General features: G+C 57.6%; 14 protein-coding genes. All 14 read left to right on the top strand.

What is annotated here, in order from left to right; translation table 11 throughout:
• The first annotated feature begins 24 nt into the window (after nucleotides 1–24).
• The 14 genes from mtnA to rfbA all read left to right on the top strand — a co-directional run bounded on the left by mtnA (nucleotide 25) and on the right by rfbA (nucleotide 16619).
• Nucleotides 25–1101 (top strand): S-methyl-5-thioribose-1-phosphate isomerase, encoded by a 1077-nt coding sequence (gene mtnA, locus NR126_RS10090; protein ID WP_256830120.1) that lies wholly within the window; start codon nucleotides 25–27, stop codon nucleotides 1099–1101.
• Between the two features lie 349 nt (nucleotides 1102–1450).
• Nucleotides 1451–4105: a DNA gyrase subunit A gene (gyrA, locus tag NR126_RS10095; RefSeq protein WP_256830121.1), complete on the top strand. Its 2655-nt coding sequence runs from the start codon at nucleotides 1451–1453 to the stop codon at nucleotides 4103–4105.
• 213 nt (nucleotides 4106–4318) lie between these two features.
• The gene (serC, locus tag NR126_RS10105) at nucleotides 4319–5404 is read left to right on the top strand and encodes a 3-phosphoserine/phosphohydroxythreonine transaminase (protein WP_027620099.1); all 1086 of its coding nucleotides are present in this window, start codon (nucleotides 4319–4321) and stop codon (nucleotides 5402–5404) included.
• Entirely contained in the window at nucleotides 5404–6498 is a 1095-nt protein-coding gene (pheA, locus tag NR126_RS10110; RefSeq protein ID WP_027620100.1) for a prephenate dehydratase, read from the top strand. The genes serC and pheA overlap by 1 nt, the downstream gene beginning before the upstream one ends.
• Before the next feature lie 11 nt (nucleotides 6499–6509).
• Nucleotides 6510–7622: a histidinol-phosphate transaminase gene (hisC, locus tag NR126_RS10115; protein ID WP_027620101.1), complete on the top strand. Its 1113-nt coding sequence runs from the start codon at nucleotides 6510–6512 to the stop codon at nucleotides 7620–7622.
• A 28-nt stretch (nucleotides 7623–7650) separates the two neighbouring features.
• Nucleotides 7651–9858, top strand: coding sequence for a bifunctional prephenate dehydrogenase/3-phosphoshikimate 1-carboxyvinyltransferase (locus tag NR126_RS10120; RefSeq protein ID WP_027620102.1), 2208 nt, complete (start codon nucleotides 7651–7653; stop codon nucleotides 9856–9858).
• Nucleotides 9855–10544, top strand: coding sequence for a (d)CMP kinase (gene cmk, locus NR126_RS10125; RefSeq protein WP_027620103.1), 690 nt, complete (start codon nucleotides 9855–9857; stop codon nucleotides 10542–10544). Before NR126_RS10120 ends, cmk begins: the two co-directional genes overlap by 4 nt.
• 119 nt (nucleotides 10545–10663) lie before the next feature.
• On the top strand, nucleotides 10664–12358 hold the full coding sequence (gene rpsA / locus NR126_RS10130; protein WP_027620104.1) for a 30S ribosomal protein S1: 1695 nt from the start codon (nucleotides 10664–10666) through the stop codon (nucleotides 12356–12358).
• 191 nt (nucleotides 12359–12549) lie between these two features.
• The gene (locus NR126_RS10135) at nucleotides 12550–12831 is read left to right on the top strand and encodes a hypothetical protein (RefSeq protein WP_256830123.1); all 282 of its coding nucleotides are present in this window, start codon (nucleotides 12550–12552) and stop codon (nucleotides 12829–12831) included.
• A gap of 161 nt (nucleotides 12832–12992) precedes the next feature.
• Nucleotides 12993–13289: an integration host factor subunit beta gene (gene ihfB / locus NR126_RS10140; RefSeq protein ID WP_204934187.1), complete on the top strand. Its 297-nt coding sequence runs from the start codon at nucleotides 12993–12995 to the stop codon at nucleotides 13287–13289.
• 27 nt (nucleotides 13290–13316) lie between these two features.
• Nucleotides 13317–13559 (top strand): lipopolysaccharide assembly protein LapA domain-containing protein, encoded by a 243-nt coding sequence (locus tag NR126_RS10145; protein ID WP_256830124.1) that lies wholly within the window; start codon nucleotides 13317–13319, stop codon nucleotides 13557–13559.
• A gap of 212 nt (nucleotides 13560–13771) precedes the next feature.
• Complete coding sequence (rfbB, locus tag NR126_RS10150; protein WP_256830126.1) at nucleotides 13772–14848, top strand: dTDP-glucose 4,6-dehydratase; 1077 nt, start codon at nucleotides 13772–13774, stop codon at nucleotides 14846–14848.
• The gene (gene rfbD, locus NR126_RS10155) at nucleotides 14845–15738 is read left to right on the top strand and encodes a dTDP-4-dehydrorhamnose reductase (RefSeq protein ID WP_256830128.1); all 894 of its coding nucleotides are present in this window, start codon (nucleotides 14845–14847) and stop codon (nucleotides 15736–15738) included. The genes rfbB and rfbD overlap by 4 nt, the downstream gene beginning before the upstream one ends.
• Nucleotides 15735–16619, top strand: coding sequence for a glucose-1-phosphate thymidylyltransferase RfbA (gene rfbA, locus NR126_RS10160; RefSeq protein ID WP_256830129.1), 885 nt, complete (start codon nucleotides 15735–15737; stop codon nucleotides 16617–16619). The genes rfbD and rfbA overlap by 4 nt, the downstream gene beginning before the upstream one ends.
• The last annotated feature ends 67 nt before the right edge of the window (nucleotides 16620–16686 follow it).

Below are 16686 nucleotides of genomic sequence, written 5' to 3' on the forward strand. Positions count from 1 at the left end.
TTGTTCATGGCTACGGGGTAAGGGATGCGCGATCGACTGTTGGCTACTGAAAAGGTGAAAGCCATCGATTGGCGCGATGGCACGCTGTTCCTGCTGGACCAGCGTGTTTTGCCGTTCGAGCAGACTTGGATTGCCTGCACCGACGTGTCCGGCGTGGCCGAGGCCATTCGTTCGATGCAGGTGCGCGGTGCGTCGGCGATCGGCATCGCTGCTGCTTATGGCATGGTGCTCGCCGTGCGCGCGCGGATTGCCGAAGGCAGTGACTGGTACGCGGCGCTGGAAGAAGATTTCGCACTGCTGGCTGACGCTCGTCCTACGGCGGCACACCTGTTCTGGGCGCTGAACCGTATGCATGATCGACTGGATCGCCTAAAGGACAATGCCGATCCGGTAGCGACCCTGGAGGCCGAGGCCGTTGCCATCCATGAAAGCGACCGCGAAGCCAACCTGACCATGGCCCAGTTGGGTGTGGACGTGATCCGCAGGCATCAGGGCAATGCCCAGGCGATCCTGACCCATTGCAATGCTGGCGCGTTGGCCACGGGTGGGTTCGGTACTGCCCTGGGGGTGATTCGCGGGGCGTTCCTGGAAGGGATGGTCGAGCGCGTCTACGTCAACGAAACCCGTCCCTGGCTGCAGGGCTCGCGGCTGACTGCATGGGAACTGCTCAACGAAGAGATTCCGGTGATCCTGAATGCCGACTCCGCGGCGGCCCATATCCTCAAGGCCAAGGGTATTACCTGGGTCATAGTGGGTGCCGACCGGATCGCCGCCAATGGCGATGTGGCGAGCAAGATCGGTACCTATCAGCTGGCGGTCAATGCCATGCACCACGGCGTGCGTTTCATGGTGGTGGCGCCGAGTTCGACGATCGATATGCACACCGCCAGTGGCGAGGACATTCCGCTGGAAGAGCGCGATGGTGACGAATTGCTCGCCGTCGGCAGCGTGCGGGTGGGGGCGGATGTCGAGGTCTTCAATCCCGTGTTCGATGTGACCCCGGCGGACCTGATTGACGTGATCGTCACCGAAAAAGGCATCGTCGAGCGGCCAGATACCGCGAAACTGGCGCAGTTGATGTGCCGCAAGCGGTTGCATTGAGGGTGGGTGGGCCCCATCGCGGCGGTGCGATGGCGCCATAAAGTGCAATGAAATCGCCCGATTTCGGCACAATTTCCCCTCGCGAAACCTCTCAGAGCCCCTCAGCTCTTGCTCAAGCCTGTCATCGGTCAACTAACTATGCTCCATGCGCATCTGGGGGATAGGTGCGTGGCGGCTCTTGTGATAACATCCGGCGGTTTCCAAGGCAGCCCTGCGGGGATGCCTTCACTGCGCAGATCCATGGCTTAACTCGTTGATTTGTCGTAAGTCGATGTATGGCACTCAGCCTGCAGCGACGAGCTTCGTTGGTCCTGACGAAGTTTCACCAGAAAAAGGAATCAGGCTTCTCATGGGCGAACTGGCCAAAGAAATCCTACCGGTCAATATCGAAGACGAGCTGAAGCAGTCCTACCTCGACTACGCAATGAGCGTAATTGTCGGGCGGGCACTGCCTGATGCGCGCGATGGCTTGAAGCCCGTGCATCGGCGAGTGCTGTTCGCGATGAGCGAGCTGGGTAACGACTTCAACAAGCCGTACAAGAAATCTGCCCGTGTAGTCGGTGACGTGATCGGTAAGTATCACCCGCACGGTGATACCGCGGTGTACGACACCATCGTTCGTATGGCGCAGCCATTCTCGCTGCGTTACCTGCTGGTCGACGGCCAGGGCAACTTCGGTTCGGTCGACGGCGACAACGCCGCGGCGATGCGATACACCGAAGTGCGCATGACCAAGCTGGCGCATGAGCTGCTGGCTGACCTGCACAAGGAAACCGTGGACTGGGTGCCGAACTACGACGGCACAGAAATGATCCCGGCGGTCATGCCGACCCGTATTCCGAACCTGCTGGTCAACGGCTCCAGCGGTATCGCCGTGGGCATGGCGACCAACATCCCGCCACACAACCTCGGTGAAGTGATCGACGGTTGCCTGGCGCTCATCGACAATCCCGAGCTGACTGTCGACGAGCTGATGCAATACATTCCCGGTCCGGACTTCCCGACTGCTGCGATCATCAACGGTCGTGCCGGCATCATCGAGGCCTACCGTACCGGTCGCGGCCGCATTTACATGCGTGCTCGCTCGACCATCGAGGACATCGACAAGGTCGGCGGTCGCCAGCAGATCGTCATCACCGAACTTCCTTACCAGTTGAACAAGGCGCGCCTGATCGAGAAGATCGCCGAGCTGGTTAAAGAGAAGAAGCTCGAAGGTATCACTGAGCTGCGCGACGAGTCCGACAAGGACGGTATGCGCGTCGTGATCGAGTTGCGTCGCGGCGAAGTGCCTGAGGTCATCCTCAACAACCTCTACGCGCAGACCCAACTGCAAGCGGTGTTCGGTATCAACATCGTTGCGCTGATCGACGGCCGTCCACGGATCCTCAACCTCAAGGATCTGCTGGAAGCCTTCGTCCGTCACCGTCGCGAAGTGGTGACCCGCCGTACCGTGTTCGAACTGCGCAAGGCGCGTGAACGCGGTCACATCCTTGAAGGTCAAGCGGTTGCCCTGTCGAACATCGACCCGGTCATCGCCCTGATCAAAGCCTCGCCAACGCCGTCGGAAGCCAAGGAAGCGCTGGTCAGCACGCCTTGGGAATCCTCGGCCGTCGTTGCGATGGTTGAGCGTGCCGGCGCTGATTCCTGCCGTCCGGAAAACCTCGATCCGCAATACGGTCTGCGCGACGGCAAGTACTTCCTCTCACCAGAGCAGGCGCAAGCCATTCTGGAGCTGCGTCTGCACCGCCTGACCGGCCTGGAGCACGAGAAGCTGCTGGCCGAGTACCAGGAGATCCTCAACCAGATCGGCGAGCTGATCCGCATCCTCAATAGCGCCACGCGCCTGATGGAAGTGATCCGCGAAGAGCTGGAAGTGATCCGTGCCGAGTACGGCGATGTGCGTCGCACCGAGATCCTCGATGCCCGCCTGGACCTGACCCTGGGTGACATGATCCCGGAAGAAGAGCGCGTCGTGACCATTTCCCATGGCGGCTATGCCAAGACCCAGCCGCTGGCTGCGTACCAGGCCCAGCGTCGTGGCGGTAAAGGCAAATCGGCTACCGGCGTCAAGGATGAGGACTACATCGCCCACCTGCTGGTTGCCAACAGCCACACCACGCTGCTGCTGTTCTCCAGCAAGGGCAAGGTTTACTGGCTGAAAACCTACGAAATCCCGGAAGCGTCCCGCGCTGCCCGTGGTCGTCCGCTGGTCAACCTGTTGCCACTGGATGATGGTGAGTACATCACCACCATGCTGCCGGTCGAGGAGTACACCGAAGGTCACTTCATCTTCATGGCCACCGCCAACGGCACCGTGAAGAAGACCCCGCTGGAATCCTTCAGCCGTCAGCGCAGCGTTGGTCTGATCGCGTTGGAACTGGACGAAGGCGACGTGCTGATCTCTGCAGCCATCACCGATGGCGAGCGTGAAGTCATGCTGTTCTCCGACGGTGGCAAGGTAACTCGCTTCAAGGAATCCGACGTACGCGCCATGGGCCGTACTGCTCGTGGTGTTCGCGGCATGCGCCTGCCGGAAGGCCAGAAGCTGATTTCCATGCTGATCCCGGAAGAAGGTAGTCAGATCCTCACCGCTTCGGCGCGTGGTTACGGCAAGCGTACCGCCATCACCGAGTTCCCGGAGTACAAGCGTGGCGGCCAGGGTGTTATTGCCATGGTCAGCAACGACCGTAACGGCCGTCTGGTCGGTGCGGTGCAGGTGCTCGACGGCGAGGAAATCATGCTGATTTCCGACCAGGGCACGCTGGTTCGTACCCGTGTCGACGAAGTTTCCAGCCTGGGTCGTAACACCCAGGGCGTGACCCTGATTAAGCTGGCCAGCGACGAAACGCTGGTAGGCCTTGAGCGGGTACAGGAGCCGTCGGAAGTCGAAGGTGAAGAGCTGGAAGGTGAAGAGGGTGCAGTGTTCGAGGGCGAGATCGTGATTGACGATCTTGTCGAGGACCAGCAGCTCGACGCCGCCGCTGACGAAGAGCCGCAGGAATAAACAGGCAAGCAGGGGGCGGATGAGAATTCGCCCCCTTGTTGTTTATCCCTTTTGAATTTTTTGCCCCTGTAGGAGCGAGCTTGCTCGCGATGGACGACAACGATAACGCGGGAATTCTGGTATCGCGCAGCGTCCTCAGGTTTCTCGCGAGCAAGCTCGCTCCTACAAGGGTTGATTGAATGTAGATACCACCAAATCAGAGCGAGAGTGGATGTGAGCAAGAGAGCCTATAACTTCTGTGCCGGTCCTGCGGCGCTTCCCGAAGCTGTCCTGAAGCGCGCCCAGGGTGAACTCCTCGACTGGCACGGCAAGGGCCTTTCGGTCATGGAAATGAGCCATCGCAGCGATGAGTTCGTGTCCATTGCGACCAAGGCCGAGCAGGATCTGCGTGATCTGCTGAATATCCCCTCGAACTATAAAGTGCTGTTTCTGCAGGGCGGCGCCAGCCAGCAATTTGCCCAGATTCCGCTGAACCTGTTGCCGGAAAATGGCAGCGCCGACTATATCGACACCGGTATCTGGTCGCAGAAAGCCATTGAAGAAGCCTCGCGCTACGGCCACGTCAATGTTGCCGCGACCGCCAAGCCTTACGATTACTTCGCCATTCCCGGCCAGAACGAGTGGAAGTTGTCCAAGGACGCGGCCTACGTTCACTACGCGCCGAACGAAACCATTGGCGGTCTTGAGTTCCAGTGGATTCCGGAAGTCGGCGATGTGCCGCTAGTGGCCGACATGTCTTCCGACATTCTCTCGCGTCCTGTGGATATTTCGCGTTTCGGCATGATCTACGCCGGTGCGCAGAAAAACATCGGCCCGAGCGGCATCGTCGTCAACATCATTCGCGAAGACCTGCTGGGCAAGGCGCGCTCGCTGTGCCCAACCATGCTCGACTACAAGGTAGCAGCCGATAATGGCTCGATGTACAACACCCCGCCGACCCTGGCCTGGTACCTCTCGGGGCTGGTCTTCGAGTGGCTGAAAGAGCAGGGTGGTGTCGAAGCCATCGGCAAGCTCAACGACGTCAAGCAGCGCACCCTGTACGACTTCATCGACGCCAGTGGCCTGTACAACAACCCGATCAACAAGTCCGATCGCTCGTGGATGAACGTGCCGTTCCGCCTGGCCGATGATCGCCTGGACAAGCCGTTCCTGGTCGGTGCCGAGGCGCGCGGGCTGCTCAACCTCAAGGGTCACCGTTCGGTCGGCGGCATGCGTGCCTCTATCTACAACGCCGTCGACATCCATGGTGTCAACGCGCTGGTTTCGTACATGGCAGAGTTCGAGAAGGAACATGGCTAATGTCTGAGCAAGAACTCAAGGCACTGCGCGTTCGCATTGATGCCCTGGACACTAAAGTCCTGGAGCTGATCAGTGAGCGTGCACGTTGCGCCCAGGAAGTCGCGCGGGTAAAGATGGCCTCGCTGGCCGAAGGCGAAGTGCCAGTGTTCTACCGTCCCGAGCGTGAAGCTCAGGTGCTCAAGCGCGTGATGGAGCGTAACCAGGGGCCGCTGGGCAACGAAGAGATGGCGCGTTTGTTCCGCGAAATCATGTCTTCGTGCCTGGCGCTCGAGCAGCCGCTGAAAGTGGCTTACCTGGGCCCTGAGGGTACGTTCACCCAGGCGGCGGCGATGAAACATTTCGGTCACGCGGTGATCAGCAAGCCGATGGCGGCCATCGACGAAGTGTTCCGCGAAGTGGCGGCGGGCGCGGTGAATTTTGGTGTTGTGCCGGTGGAAAACTCCACTGAAGGCGCGGTCAACCACACCCTGGACAGTTTCCTCGAGCACGACATGGTCATCTGTGGCGAAGTCGAGTTGCGGATCCACCACCACCTGCTGGTCGGTGAAAACACCAAAACTGACAGCATCAGCCGCATTTACTCCCATGCCCAGTCTCTGGCCCAGTGCCGTAAGTGGCTGGATGCCCATTACCCGAACGTCGAGCGTGTTGCCGTGTCGAGCAATGCCGAGGCGGCCAAGCGGGTCAAGGGTGAGTGGAACTCGGCAGCGATTGCCGGCGACATGGCTGCCGGCCTGTATGGCTTGACCCGCCTGGCCGAGAAAATCGAGGATCGGCCGGACAACTCCACGCGGTTCCTGATGATCGGTAACCAGGAAGTGCCGCCGACCGGTGACGACAAGACGTCGATCATTGTGTCGATGAGCAACAAGCCGGGTGCGCTGCATGAGTTGCTGGTGCCATTCCACGATAACGGGATCGACCTGACGCGTATCGAGACTCGTCCGTCGCGCAGTGGCAAGTGGACCTATGTGTTCTTCATCGATTTCGTCGGCCACCACCGTGATCCGCTGGTAAAAGGTGTGCTGGAAAAAATCAGTCAGGAAGCAGTGGCACTCAAAGTGCTGGGTTCCTACCCGAAAGCAGTTCTCTAAGGGCATAGACAATGAGCGGCGACTTCCTCGCCCTGGCGCAGCCGGGCGTGCAACAACTTTCGCCTTACGTTCCGGGCAAGCCCGTGGACGAACTGGCCCGTGAGCTGGATCTGGAGCCGGCCAGCATCGTCAAGCTGGCGAGCAACGAAAACCCGCTGGGCGCCAGTCCCAGGGCTCTGGCGGCGATCCGTGAAGAGCTGGCCGAGCTGACCCGTTACCCGGATGGCAACGGCTTCGCGCTCAAGAGCCTGCTGGCCGAGCAGTGCCGGGTCGACCTTAATCAGGTGACCTTGGGCAATGGCTCCAACGACATCCTCGAGTTGGTGGCGCGTGCCTACCTGGCTCCGGGCTTGAACGCGGTGTTCAGCGAGCACGCGTTTGCCGTTTATCCGATTGTCACCCAGGCGGTCGGTGCCGACGCGCGCGTGATCCCGGCGAAAGACTGGGGGCACGACCTGGCGGCCATGCTGCAGGCGATCGATAGCAATACCCGCGTGGTATTCATCGCCAACCCGAACAACCCGACCGGGACTTGGTTCAGTGCCGAAGCGCTGGATGAGTTCCTGCAGGACGTGCCTGAGGGTGTACTGGTAGTTCTGGACGAGGCGTACATCGAGTATGCCGAGGGCAGTGATTTGCCGGACGGCCTGGACTTCCTCGCCGCGTACCCGAACCTGCTGGTGTCGCGTACCTTCTCCAAGGCCTATGGCCTGGCAGCGCTGCGCGTGGGTTATGGCTTGTCGACAGCGGTGGTCGCGGATGTGCTGAACCGTGTACGCCAGCCGTTCAACGTCAATAGCCTGGCATTGGCCGCAGCCTGCGCAGCTTTGAAAGACGAAGAGTACCTGGCTGAAAGCCGCCGTCTGAACGATGCCGGCATGCAGCAGTTGGAAGCGGGCTTTCGTGCATTGGGGTTGAGCTGGATTCCGTCGCGAGGCAATTTCCTCTGTGTGGATCTGGGGCAGGTGGCTGCTCCTATCTTCCAGGGGCTGTTGCGTGAAGGGGTGATCGTGCGTCCGGTGGCCAACTACGGTATGCCGAACCACTTGCGCGTCACCATCGGCCTGCCGGCAGAAAACACACGCTTCCTCGAGGCGTTGAGCAAGGTTCTGGCACGTGGTTGATGTGATTGCCGTGGCACCTGTCGTACCTGTGGTCGGCCGCCTGGTGGTGGTCGGCCTGGGCTTGATCGGTGGGTCGTTCGCCAAGGGGCTGCGTGAAAGCGGCTTGTGCCGGGAAGTGGTCGGCGTCGATCTGGATCCGCAATCGCGCAAGCTCGCGGTTGAGCTGGGAGTGGTCGATCGTTGCGAGGATGACTTGGCCAGCGCCTGTGTGGGGGCTGATGTCATTCAGTTGGCAGTGCCGATCCTGGCGATGGAAAAACTGCTGGCGATCCTGGCTGGCATGGACCTCGGGTCGGCGATCCTCACCGACGTCGGTAGTGCCAAAGGTAATGTGGTACGCGCTGCGACCCGTGCTTTTGGCGGCATGCCAGCGCGTTTCGTGCCAGGGCATCCCATCGCCGGCTCCGAGCAGAGTGGGGTGGAGGCTTCCAACACCGAGCTGTTCCGTCGGCACAAGGTGATTCTCACGCCGCTGGAGCAGACCGATCCTGCGGCGCTGGCCGTGGTGGATCGGCTGTGGCGCGAGTTGGGTGCCGATGTCGAGCACATGCAGGTGGAGCGCCACGATGAAGTGCTGGCGGCTACCAGCCATTTGCCGCACTTGCTGGCCTTTGGTCTTGTTGATTCGCTGGCCAAGCGCAATGAAAATCTCGAGATCTTCCGTTACGCTGCGGGCGGTTTCCGTGATTTCACAAGAATCGCCGGAAGCGACCCGGTCATGTGGCACGACATCTTCCTCGCTAATCGCGAAGCTGTCCTGCGCACACTCGATACATTTCGCAGCGACCTCGACGCCTTGCGCGACGCGGTCGATGCAGGGGATGGGCACCAATTATTGGGCGTGTTCACGCGCGCCCGGGTTGCCCGCGAGCATTTCAGTAAAATCCTTGCCCGCCGGGCCTATGTGGACGCTATGAATTCCAACGATCTGATTTTCCTGGCTCAACCTGGTGGCCGCTTGTCCGGTCGGATTCGCGTACCAGGTGACAAATCGATTTCCCATCGCTCGATCATGCTCGGCTCGCTGGCTGAAGGTGTTACCGAAGTCGAAGGCTTCCTCGAGGGCGAAGATGCCCTGGCAACCCTGCAAGCCTTCCGCGACATGGGCGTGGTCATCGAGGGTCCGCACCATGGTCGCGTGACTATTCATGGTGTGGGTCTGCATGGCTTGAAACCGGCGCCAGGCCCTATCTACCTGGGCAACTCCGGTACTTCGATGCGTTTGCTGTCCGGCCTGCTGGCCGCACAGAGCTTCGATAGCACCTTGACTGGCGACGCGTCGCTGTCCAAGCGTCCAATGAATCGCGTGGCGAACCCGCTGCGTGAAATGGGTGCAGTGATCGAAACCGCCGCCGACGGCCGTCCACCGATGATCATTCGCGGTGGTCATGCACTCAAGGGCCTGACCTACACCATGCCAATGGCCAGTGCCCAGGTTAAGTCCTGCCTGTTACTGGCGGGTTTGTACGCGGAAGGTAAAACCACCGTGACCGAGCCGGCGCCTACCCGAGATCATACCGAGCGTATGTTGCGTGGTTTCGGTTACCCGGTCAGCGTCGAGGGCGCAACCGCCTCGGTCGAGTCTGGCCATAAACTGACCGCTACCCACATTGAAGTGCCGGGTGATATTTCTTCTTCGGCATTCTTCCTGGTGGCGGCGTCGATTGCCGAGGGTTCCGAGCTGGTGCTTGAGCACGTTGGCATCAACCCGACCCGTACCGGCGTTATCGATATCCTGCGCCTGATGGGCGCCGACATTACCCTGGAAAACCAGCGTGAAGTCGGTGGCGAGCCGGTTGCGGACCTGCGAGTGCGCGCGGCCAAGCTCAAGGGCATCGAGATTCCCGAGGAGTTGGTACCGCTGGCGATCGACGAGTTCCCAGTATTGTTCGTCGCCGCAGCCTGTGCTGAAGGCCGGACCATCCTGCGCGGTGCCGAAGAGCTGCGGGTCAAGGAATCCGATCGCATCCAGGTCATGGCTGATGGTCTTCTGGCGTTGGGCGTGAAATGCGAGCCTACTGCCGATGGCATCATCATTGATGGCGGCCAGATCGGCGGCGGCGAAGTCCATGGTCACGGTGACCACCGAATCGCCATGGCATTCAGCGTCGCTTCGTTGCGGGCTAATGCGCCGATCCGCATCCATGATTGCGCCAACGTCGCGACATCCTTCCCGAACTTCCTGGCGTTGTGCGCGCAGGTCGGTATCCGTGTTGCCGAAGAGGCTCAGTCGTGAAAAGCATTGCTCCCGTTATCACCATCGACGGCCCTAGCGGGTCTGGCAAAGGTACTATTGCCGGCATGCTCGCCAGGCGCCTGAGCTGGAATCTGCTGGATTCCGGAGCGCTGTATCGGCTGCTGGCATTCGCTGCACGCAATCATGGTGTCGACCTGACCAATGAAGAGTTGCTGACAAAACTTGCCGCGCATCTGGATGTGCAATTCATCGCGGCGACGGACGGTCAACTGCAGCGGATCATCCTTGAGGGTGATGAAGTCAGCGATGCTATTCGTACCGAAAGCGCCGGTGCCGGCGCTTCGCAGATTGCTGCGCTGCCTGCGGTGCGTGACGCGCTGTTGCAACGCCAGCGCGCCTTTCAGGAGTTTCCGGGCCTGGTGGCTGACGGTCGCGACATGGGCACCGTGGTGTTTCCCGATGCTCCGTTGAAGATTTTCCTGACCGCCAGCGCCGAGGAGCGGGCTCGTCGCCGATATTTGCAGTTGAAGGGCAAAGGCGAGGATGTTAGTCTGTCGAGTCTGCTAGATGAGATCCGTGTGCGCGATGAGCGCGACACCCAGCGCGCTGTAGCCCCGCTCAAGCCGGCGGCCGACGCGATCCAGCTGGATTCCACGGAGTTGTCCATCGATCAGGTGCTTGAACGCATCATGAGCGAGATCGCCATTCGCGATATCGCCGGGTGACCAAGAAGGCCACAGGGGACCAGTCATAGTCCTGCGGTGCTTCTTTTAAATGAAACTGACCCACATCGTCTGGGATGTGGAGATGGGCGTATTTTTCGCCCTTATCAACAGGAATTAAAATGAGCGAAAGCTTTGCGGAACTCTTTGAAGAAAGCCTAAAGACCCTGAACCTTCAGGCAGGCTCCATCATCACCGGTGTTATCGTTGATATCGATTACCAAGCTCGCTGGGTAACTGTTCACGCTGGCCTGAAGTCCGAAGCACTGATCCCTCTGGAGCAGTTCTACAACGACGCTGGCGAACTGAACATCAACGTCGGTGACGAAGTTCACGTTGCTCTGGACTCGGTTGAAGACGGTTTCGGTGAAACCAAGCTGTCCCGTGAAAAAGCCAAGCGCGCTGAATGCTGGATCGTTCTGGAAGCAGCCTTCGCAGCTGAGGAAGTGGTCAAGGGCGTTATCAACGGTAAGGTTAAAGGCGGCTTCACTGTCGACGTTAACGGCATCCGTGCGTTCCTGCCAGGTTCCCTGGTTGACGTCCGTCCAGTGCGCGACACCACGCACCTGGAAGGCAAAGAGCTGGAATTCAAGGTCATCAAACTCGACCAGAAGCGCAACAACGTTGTCGTTTCCCGTCGTAGCGTCCTCGAAGCCGAGAACTCCGCTGAGCGTGAAGCTCTGCTGGAATCCCTGCAGGAAGGCCAGCAAGTCAAAGGTATCGTCAAGAACCTCACCGATTACGGCGCATTCGTCGATCTGGGTGGCGTCGATGGCCTGCTGCACATCACCGACATGGCTTGGAAGCGTATCAAGCACCCATCGGAAATCGTCAACGTTGGCGACGAGATCGATGTCAAGGTTCTGAAGTACGATCGCGAGCGCAATCGTGTTTCCCTGGGCCTGAAGCAACTGGGCGAAGATCCATGGGTTGCTATCAAAGCTCGTTACCCAGAAAGCACTCGCGTAACCGCGCGTGTAACCAACCTGACCGACTACGGCTGCTTCGCTGAGCTGGAAGAAGGCGTTGAAGGTCTGGTACACGTTTCCGAAATGGACTGGACCAACAAGAACATCCACCCTTCGAAAGTCGTACAAGTCGGCGACGAAGTGGAAGTTATGGTTCTGGACATCGACGAAGAGCGTCGTCGTATCTCCCTGGGCATCAAACAGTGCAAATCTAACCCATGGGAAGATTTCTCTGGCCAGTTCAACAAGGGCGATAAAATCTCCGGCACCATCAAGTCGATCACCGATTTCGGTATCTTCATTGGTCTGGACGGCGGCATCGACGGTCTGGTTCACCTGTCCGACATCTCCTGGAACGAAGTGGGCGAAGAAGCCGTGCGTCGTTTCAAGAAGGGCGACGAGCTGGACACCGTTATCCTGTCGGTTGACCCAGAGCGCGAGCGTATCTCCCTGGGTATCAAGCAACTGGAAAGCGATCCGTTCTCCGAGTACGTTCAAGAGAACGACAAAGGCGCAATCGTTAAAGGCATCGTGAAAGAAGTTGACGCTAAAGGCGCCATCATCACTCTGGCCGACGATATCGAAGCGACTCTGAAAGCCTCCGAAATCAGCCGTGACCGCATCGAAGATGCACGTAACGTTCTGAAAGAAGGCGAAGAAGTAGAAGCCAAGATCATCAGCGTTGACCGCAAGAGCCGCGTAATCCAGCTCTCGATCAAGTCGAAAGACGTTGAAGACGAGAAAGAAGCTATCCAGAGCCTGCGCGACAAGCCAGCCTCGGACAGCATCGCTGCTGGTCCTACCACTCTGGGCGACCTGCTGCGTGCACAAATGGAAAAGCAGAACTAAGTTCTGTCAGACCATAAAAAAGGGCGACTTCGGTCGCCCTTTTTTGTGGCTGGAATTCAGTGCTGAATGCTTTAGTGAAACCAAAACCGGGTAGCTGTTGTCTTTTTCTTCAAGCAGATCATTCGTTTATTTGAGCTAGGCTTAGCCTGAAGTCATCGGCGACAGGGCGAATGTCCAGTCTAAGGAAGTGAATGAACAGATTCGGAGCGTTGCTTGTTGTGCTGGCGCTGGCAGGCTGTACCACGAACGTGAAGACTCATGCGGTACGAGGTGTCAGCGGTATCGAGATCGACTGTTCAGGGCTGGGGTCAGGTTGGGACAAGTGTTACAAGCGCGCAGACAAGGAGTGCAAGGCTCAGGGCTACAAGGTGGTTGTCAGGTCGAGCGATGCCAAGGAGGAGGAAGGGGATTACCCGTTTGGTTGGAATCCGGCGGGCTACTTGACTCGGACCATGTTGGTCATTTGTCGGTGATCCAGCGTCTGACGATTCCGAATCAAATGCCGGAAAAATTACACTGGTTCTGCGAGTTGGCTCTTCTGCAGATTAGTCAATGCATGGGCTGTTCAAATACCGTCGGGCATGCTAAAACCTTTGAAGCGCTGACCTAGCTGCTTGAAAAAGAAGGGAAAAATATGACGAAGTCGGAGTTGATCGAACGAATTGTCACCCATCAGGGCCTGCTTTCATCCAAAGATGTAGAGCTGGCTATCAAGACTATGCTTGAACAGATGTCCCAATGCCTGGCCACCGGTGATCGCATCGAGATCCGCGGCTTTGGCAGCTTCTCACTGCACTACCGCGCGCCTCGTGTAGGGCGAAACCCGAAGACGGGTCAGTCCGTCAGCCTCGATGGAAAATTCGTGCCGCATTTCAAGCCGGGCAAGGAGCTGCGGGATCGGGTGAATGAAGATGAGGAAGACGGCCTTTGACGGTCCACGCATTCCAAGGAATCTTTTATGCGTAGCTTGATGCGTGTATTGCTGGTTGTTTTTGTTCTGTTGCTGGCGCTGGCGACAATACTGTTTGTGCTTGAAAACCGGCAGACAGTTTCCCTGCTGTTTCTTGGTTGGGTGGGGCCACAAATCCCACTGTCAGTGGTTCTGGTGCTTACGCTATTGACAGGCATGATGATCGGGCCTGTTTTGGGGTGGTTCCTGGGGCGTCGTTCCAGAAGGGGGCAAAAGCAGGTACTGCCCTAGCGAGGCGCCGTTTGCACGCCTTCGACTTTCACTGCAGGCTATCCATCTTCAATAGTCAAACCGGCATTAAGCTGTAAAATGTTGAAATTGCCCGAAATGATAGGGCCACATATCGTTCGATCTGCGACTAAAAAAGCATTGATAGATGCATAATTGGATTAGACGGCGGTTCGGTTGGTGATACTGTCTGCAACTCAAGGGTGTGCTTTCGCGTGAAAATTCTAGTAACCGGCGGCGCCGGATTCATCGGTTCGGCAGTCATTCGCCACATCATTTCCAATACAAATGACGCTGTCGTTAACGTCGATAAGCTTACTTATGCGGGCAATCTGGAGTCTCTGGCCGAGGTAAGCCAAAGCCCGCGCTATGTGTTGGAGCGCGTTGATGTTTGCGACCGTGACCAGATCGATCGTGTCCTGCGTGAACACCAGCCGGATGCCATCATGCATTTAGCTGCAGAATCCCACGTGGATCGCTCGATCAGTGGTCCATCAGAGTTTATCCAGACCAATATCATTGGTACCTATACGCTACTTGAAGCTGCGCGGCACTACTGGGCGGCGCTGGACGATGCGCGCAAAGGCAGATTCCGATTCCACCATATTTCGACAGATGAAGTTTACGGAGACCTTGAAGGTCCGGAACTGCTTTTCACCGAAACCACGCCTTATCAGCCAAGCTCGCCATACTCGGCCAGCAAGGCCAGTTCTGATCACCTGGTTCGCGCTTGGGCTCGTACGTACGGGTTGCCAACGGTGGTCACCAATTGCTCGAACAACTACGGCCCTTGCCACTTCCCGGAAAAACTGATTCCACTGATCATTCTCAATGCATTGGAAGGCAAAGCGTTGCCCGTTTACGGCAAAGGTAATCAGGTGCGTGACTGGCTCTATGTCGAGGATCATGCGCGAGCTTTGTACAAGGTCGTGACTGAAGGTGTCATCGGTGAGACATACAACATCGGTGGCCATAACGAAAAGCAAAATATCGAAGTGGTACTCACGCTGTGCACGCTGCTCGATGAGTTGCGTCCCGACTCCGTCCATTGTCCACACGCCAATCTGATCGCTTATGTTCAAGATCGCCCTGGGCACGACCAGCGCTACGCGATCGACGCCAGCAAGATTCAGCGTGAACTTGGCTGGGTTCCTGAAGAAACCTTCGACACCGGTATCCGCAAAACGGTTGAGTGGTATCTCAACAATACGCAATGGGTCGACCATGTGAAAAGCGGTAGCTACCAGCAGTGGATAGATCAGAACTACACCGATCGTTCGACTAACGCATGAAGATCCTACTCCTGGGAAAAAACGGCCAGGTAGGCTGGGAGCTGCAACGCTCGCTCGCGCCACTGGGTGAAGTGATCGCTCTGGATCGTCAAGCCATTGATGGACTCTGCGGCGACCTATCGAATCTTAGTGCGTTGCGCGCGACGATACGCCAGGTAAAGCCTGACATAGTTGTCAATGCGGCTGCTTACACGGCGGTTGATAAGGCCGAGTCCGACACTGAGTTGGCCGACCTTGTGAATGCAAAGGCGAGCGAGGTGATGGCGCAAGAGGCTGTCGCCTTGAACGCATGGCTGGTTCACTATTCGACGGACTATGTTTTTAGCGGGCAGGGCATTACGCCCTGGAAAGAATCCGATGTCACGGCTCCGGTTAATCATTACGGAGCCAGCAAACTCGCTGGAGAGCAAGCGATTATCGACTCCGGATGCAAGCACCTGATCTTCCGGACCTCATGGGTTTACGGCGCTCGAGGCAATAACTTCGCCAAGACCATGTTGCGCCTTGCGCGTGAGCGCGAAACCCTAAACGTTATTGCTGATCAAATTGGCGCACCAACAGGGGCCGACCTGATCGCCGACATCACCGCTCTGGCCATAACGAAAATCCAGGGTCGTCCCGAACTGTCAGGTCTTTATCATTTGGCCGCCAGCGGTGAAGTGTCATGGCACGGTTATGCGACTCATGTCATTGAGTTCGCCAAAGCTCAGGGTGAGCATTTCGCCGTGACAGCGTTAAATCCAATCGAAACAAGTGCCTACCCAACGGCTGCGCGCCGCCCTTTGAACTCACGATTGAATCCCCAAAAGCTGTGTGAGAATTTCTCTCTACACTTACCGGATTGGCAAAGTGGTGTAACCCGAATGCTTAGGGAAGTCCTGAATAAATGATAAATCGCAAAGGCATCATTCTCGCTGGTGGCTCCGGTACACGGCTTCACCCGCTGACGCTCGGCGTATCCAAGCAGATGCTGCCGATCTATGACAAGCCAATGATTTTCTACCCGCTGTCGGTGCTGATGCTTGCGGGTATGCGTGAGATCCTGATCATCTCCACTCCGGAAGACTTGCCCTGTTTCCGCAAGCTGTTAGGGGATGGCAGCCAGTATGGCATCAAGCTTGTCTATGCCGAGCAACCAAGCCCGGATGGTCTTGCGCAAGCCTTTATCATTGGTGAGGAGTTCATTGGCAAGGACCCATGCTGCCTGATTCTTGGAGACAATATCTTCTATGGTCAGCACTTTTCGGAGAAGCTTCGTTCGGCCAGTAGCAAGGCTCAGGGTGCGACGGTTTTCGGTTATCACGTCAGTGATCCGGAGCGTTTTGGTGTCGTCGAGTTTGATGCAACGGGGCAAGCACTGAGTATCGAAAAAAAACCGCCGCAACCGAAATCCAACTACGCAGTGACAGGTTTGTATTTCTACGATAACCACGTTGTCGATATTGCGAAGAATATCAAGCCTTCGGAACGTGGCGAGTTGGAAATTACTGACGTCAATCGCGCCTATCTTGAGCAAAAAAACCTCAGTGTCGAGATGCTCGGCCGTGGATTTGCCTGGTTAGATACTGGAACCCACGAGTCACTTCTTGAAGCCAGTCACTTTGTTCATACCATAGAGCAGCGCCAGGGACTGAAAGTGGCTTGCCTGGAAGAGATTGCCTATAACAGCGGCTGGATCACCGCAGATCAGTTAGCAGCACAGGCAGTAGCGTTGAAGAAGACCGGCTATGGGCAATATTTGGCCAAGCTGCTTGACTCACGCTCACGTTAAGGGAGAGCTTCCGGGCTGTTTGAAATTTCACGAGTGCAGGGACCCCTACATAATGAAATGGATAAAG

This window comes from Pseudomonas sp. Pse1 (assembly GCF_024519635.1).
Lineage (GTDB): Bacteria > Pseudomonadota > Gammaproteobacteria > Pseudomonadales > Pseudomonadaceae > Aquipseudomonas.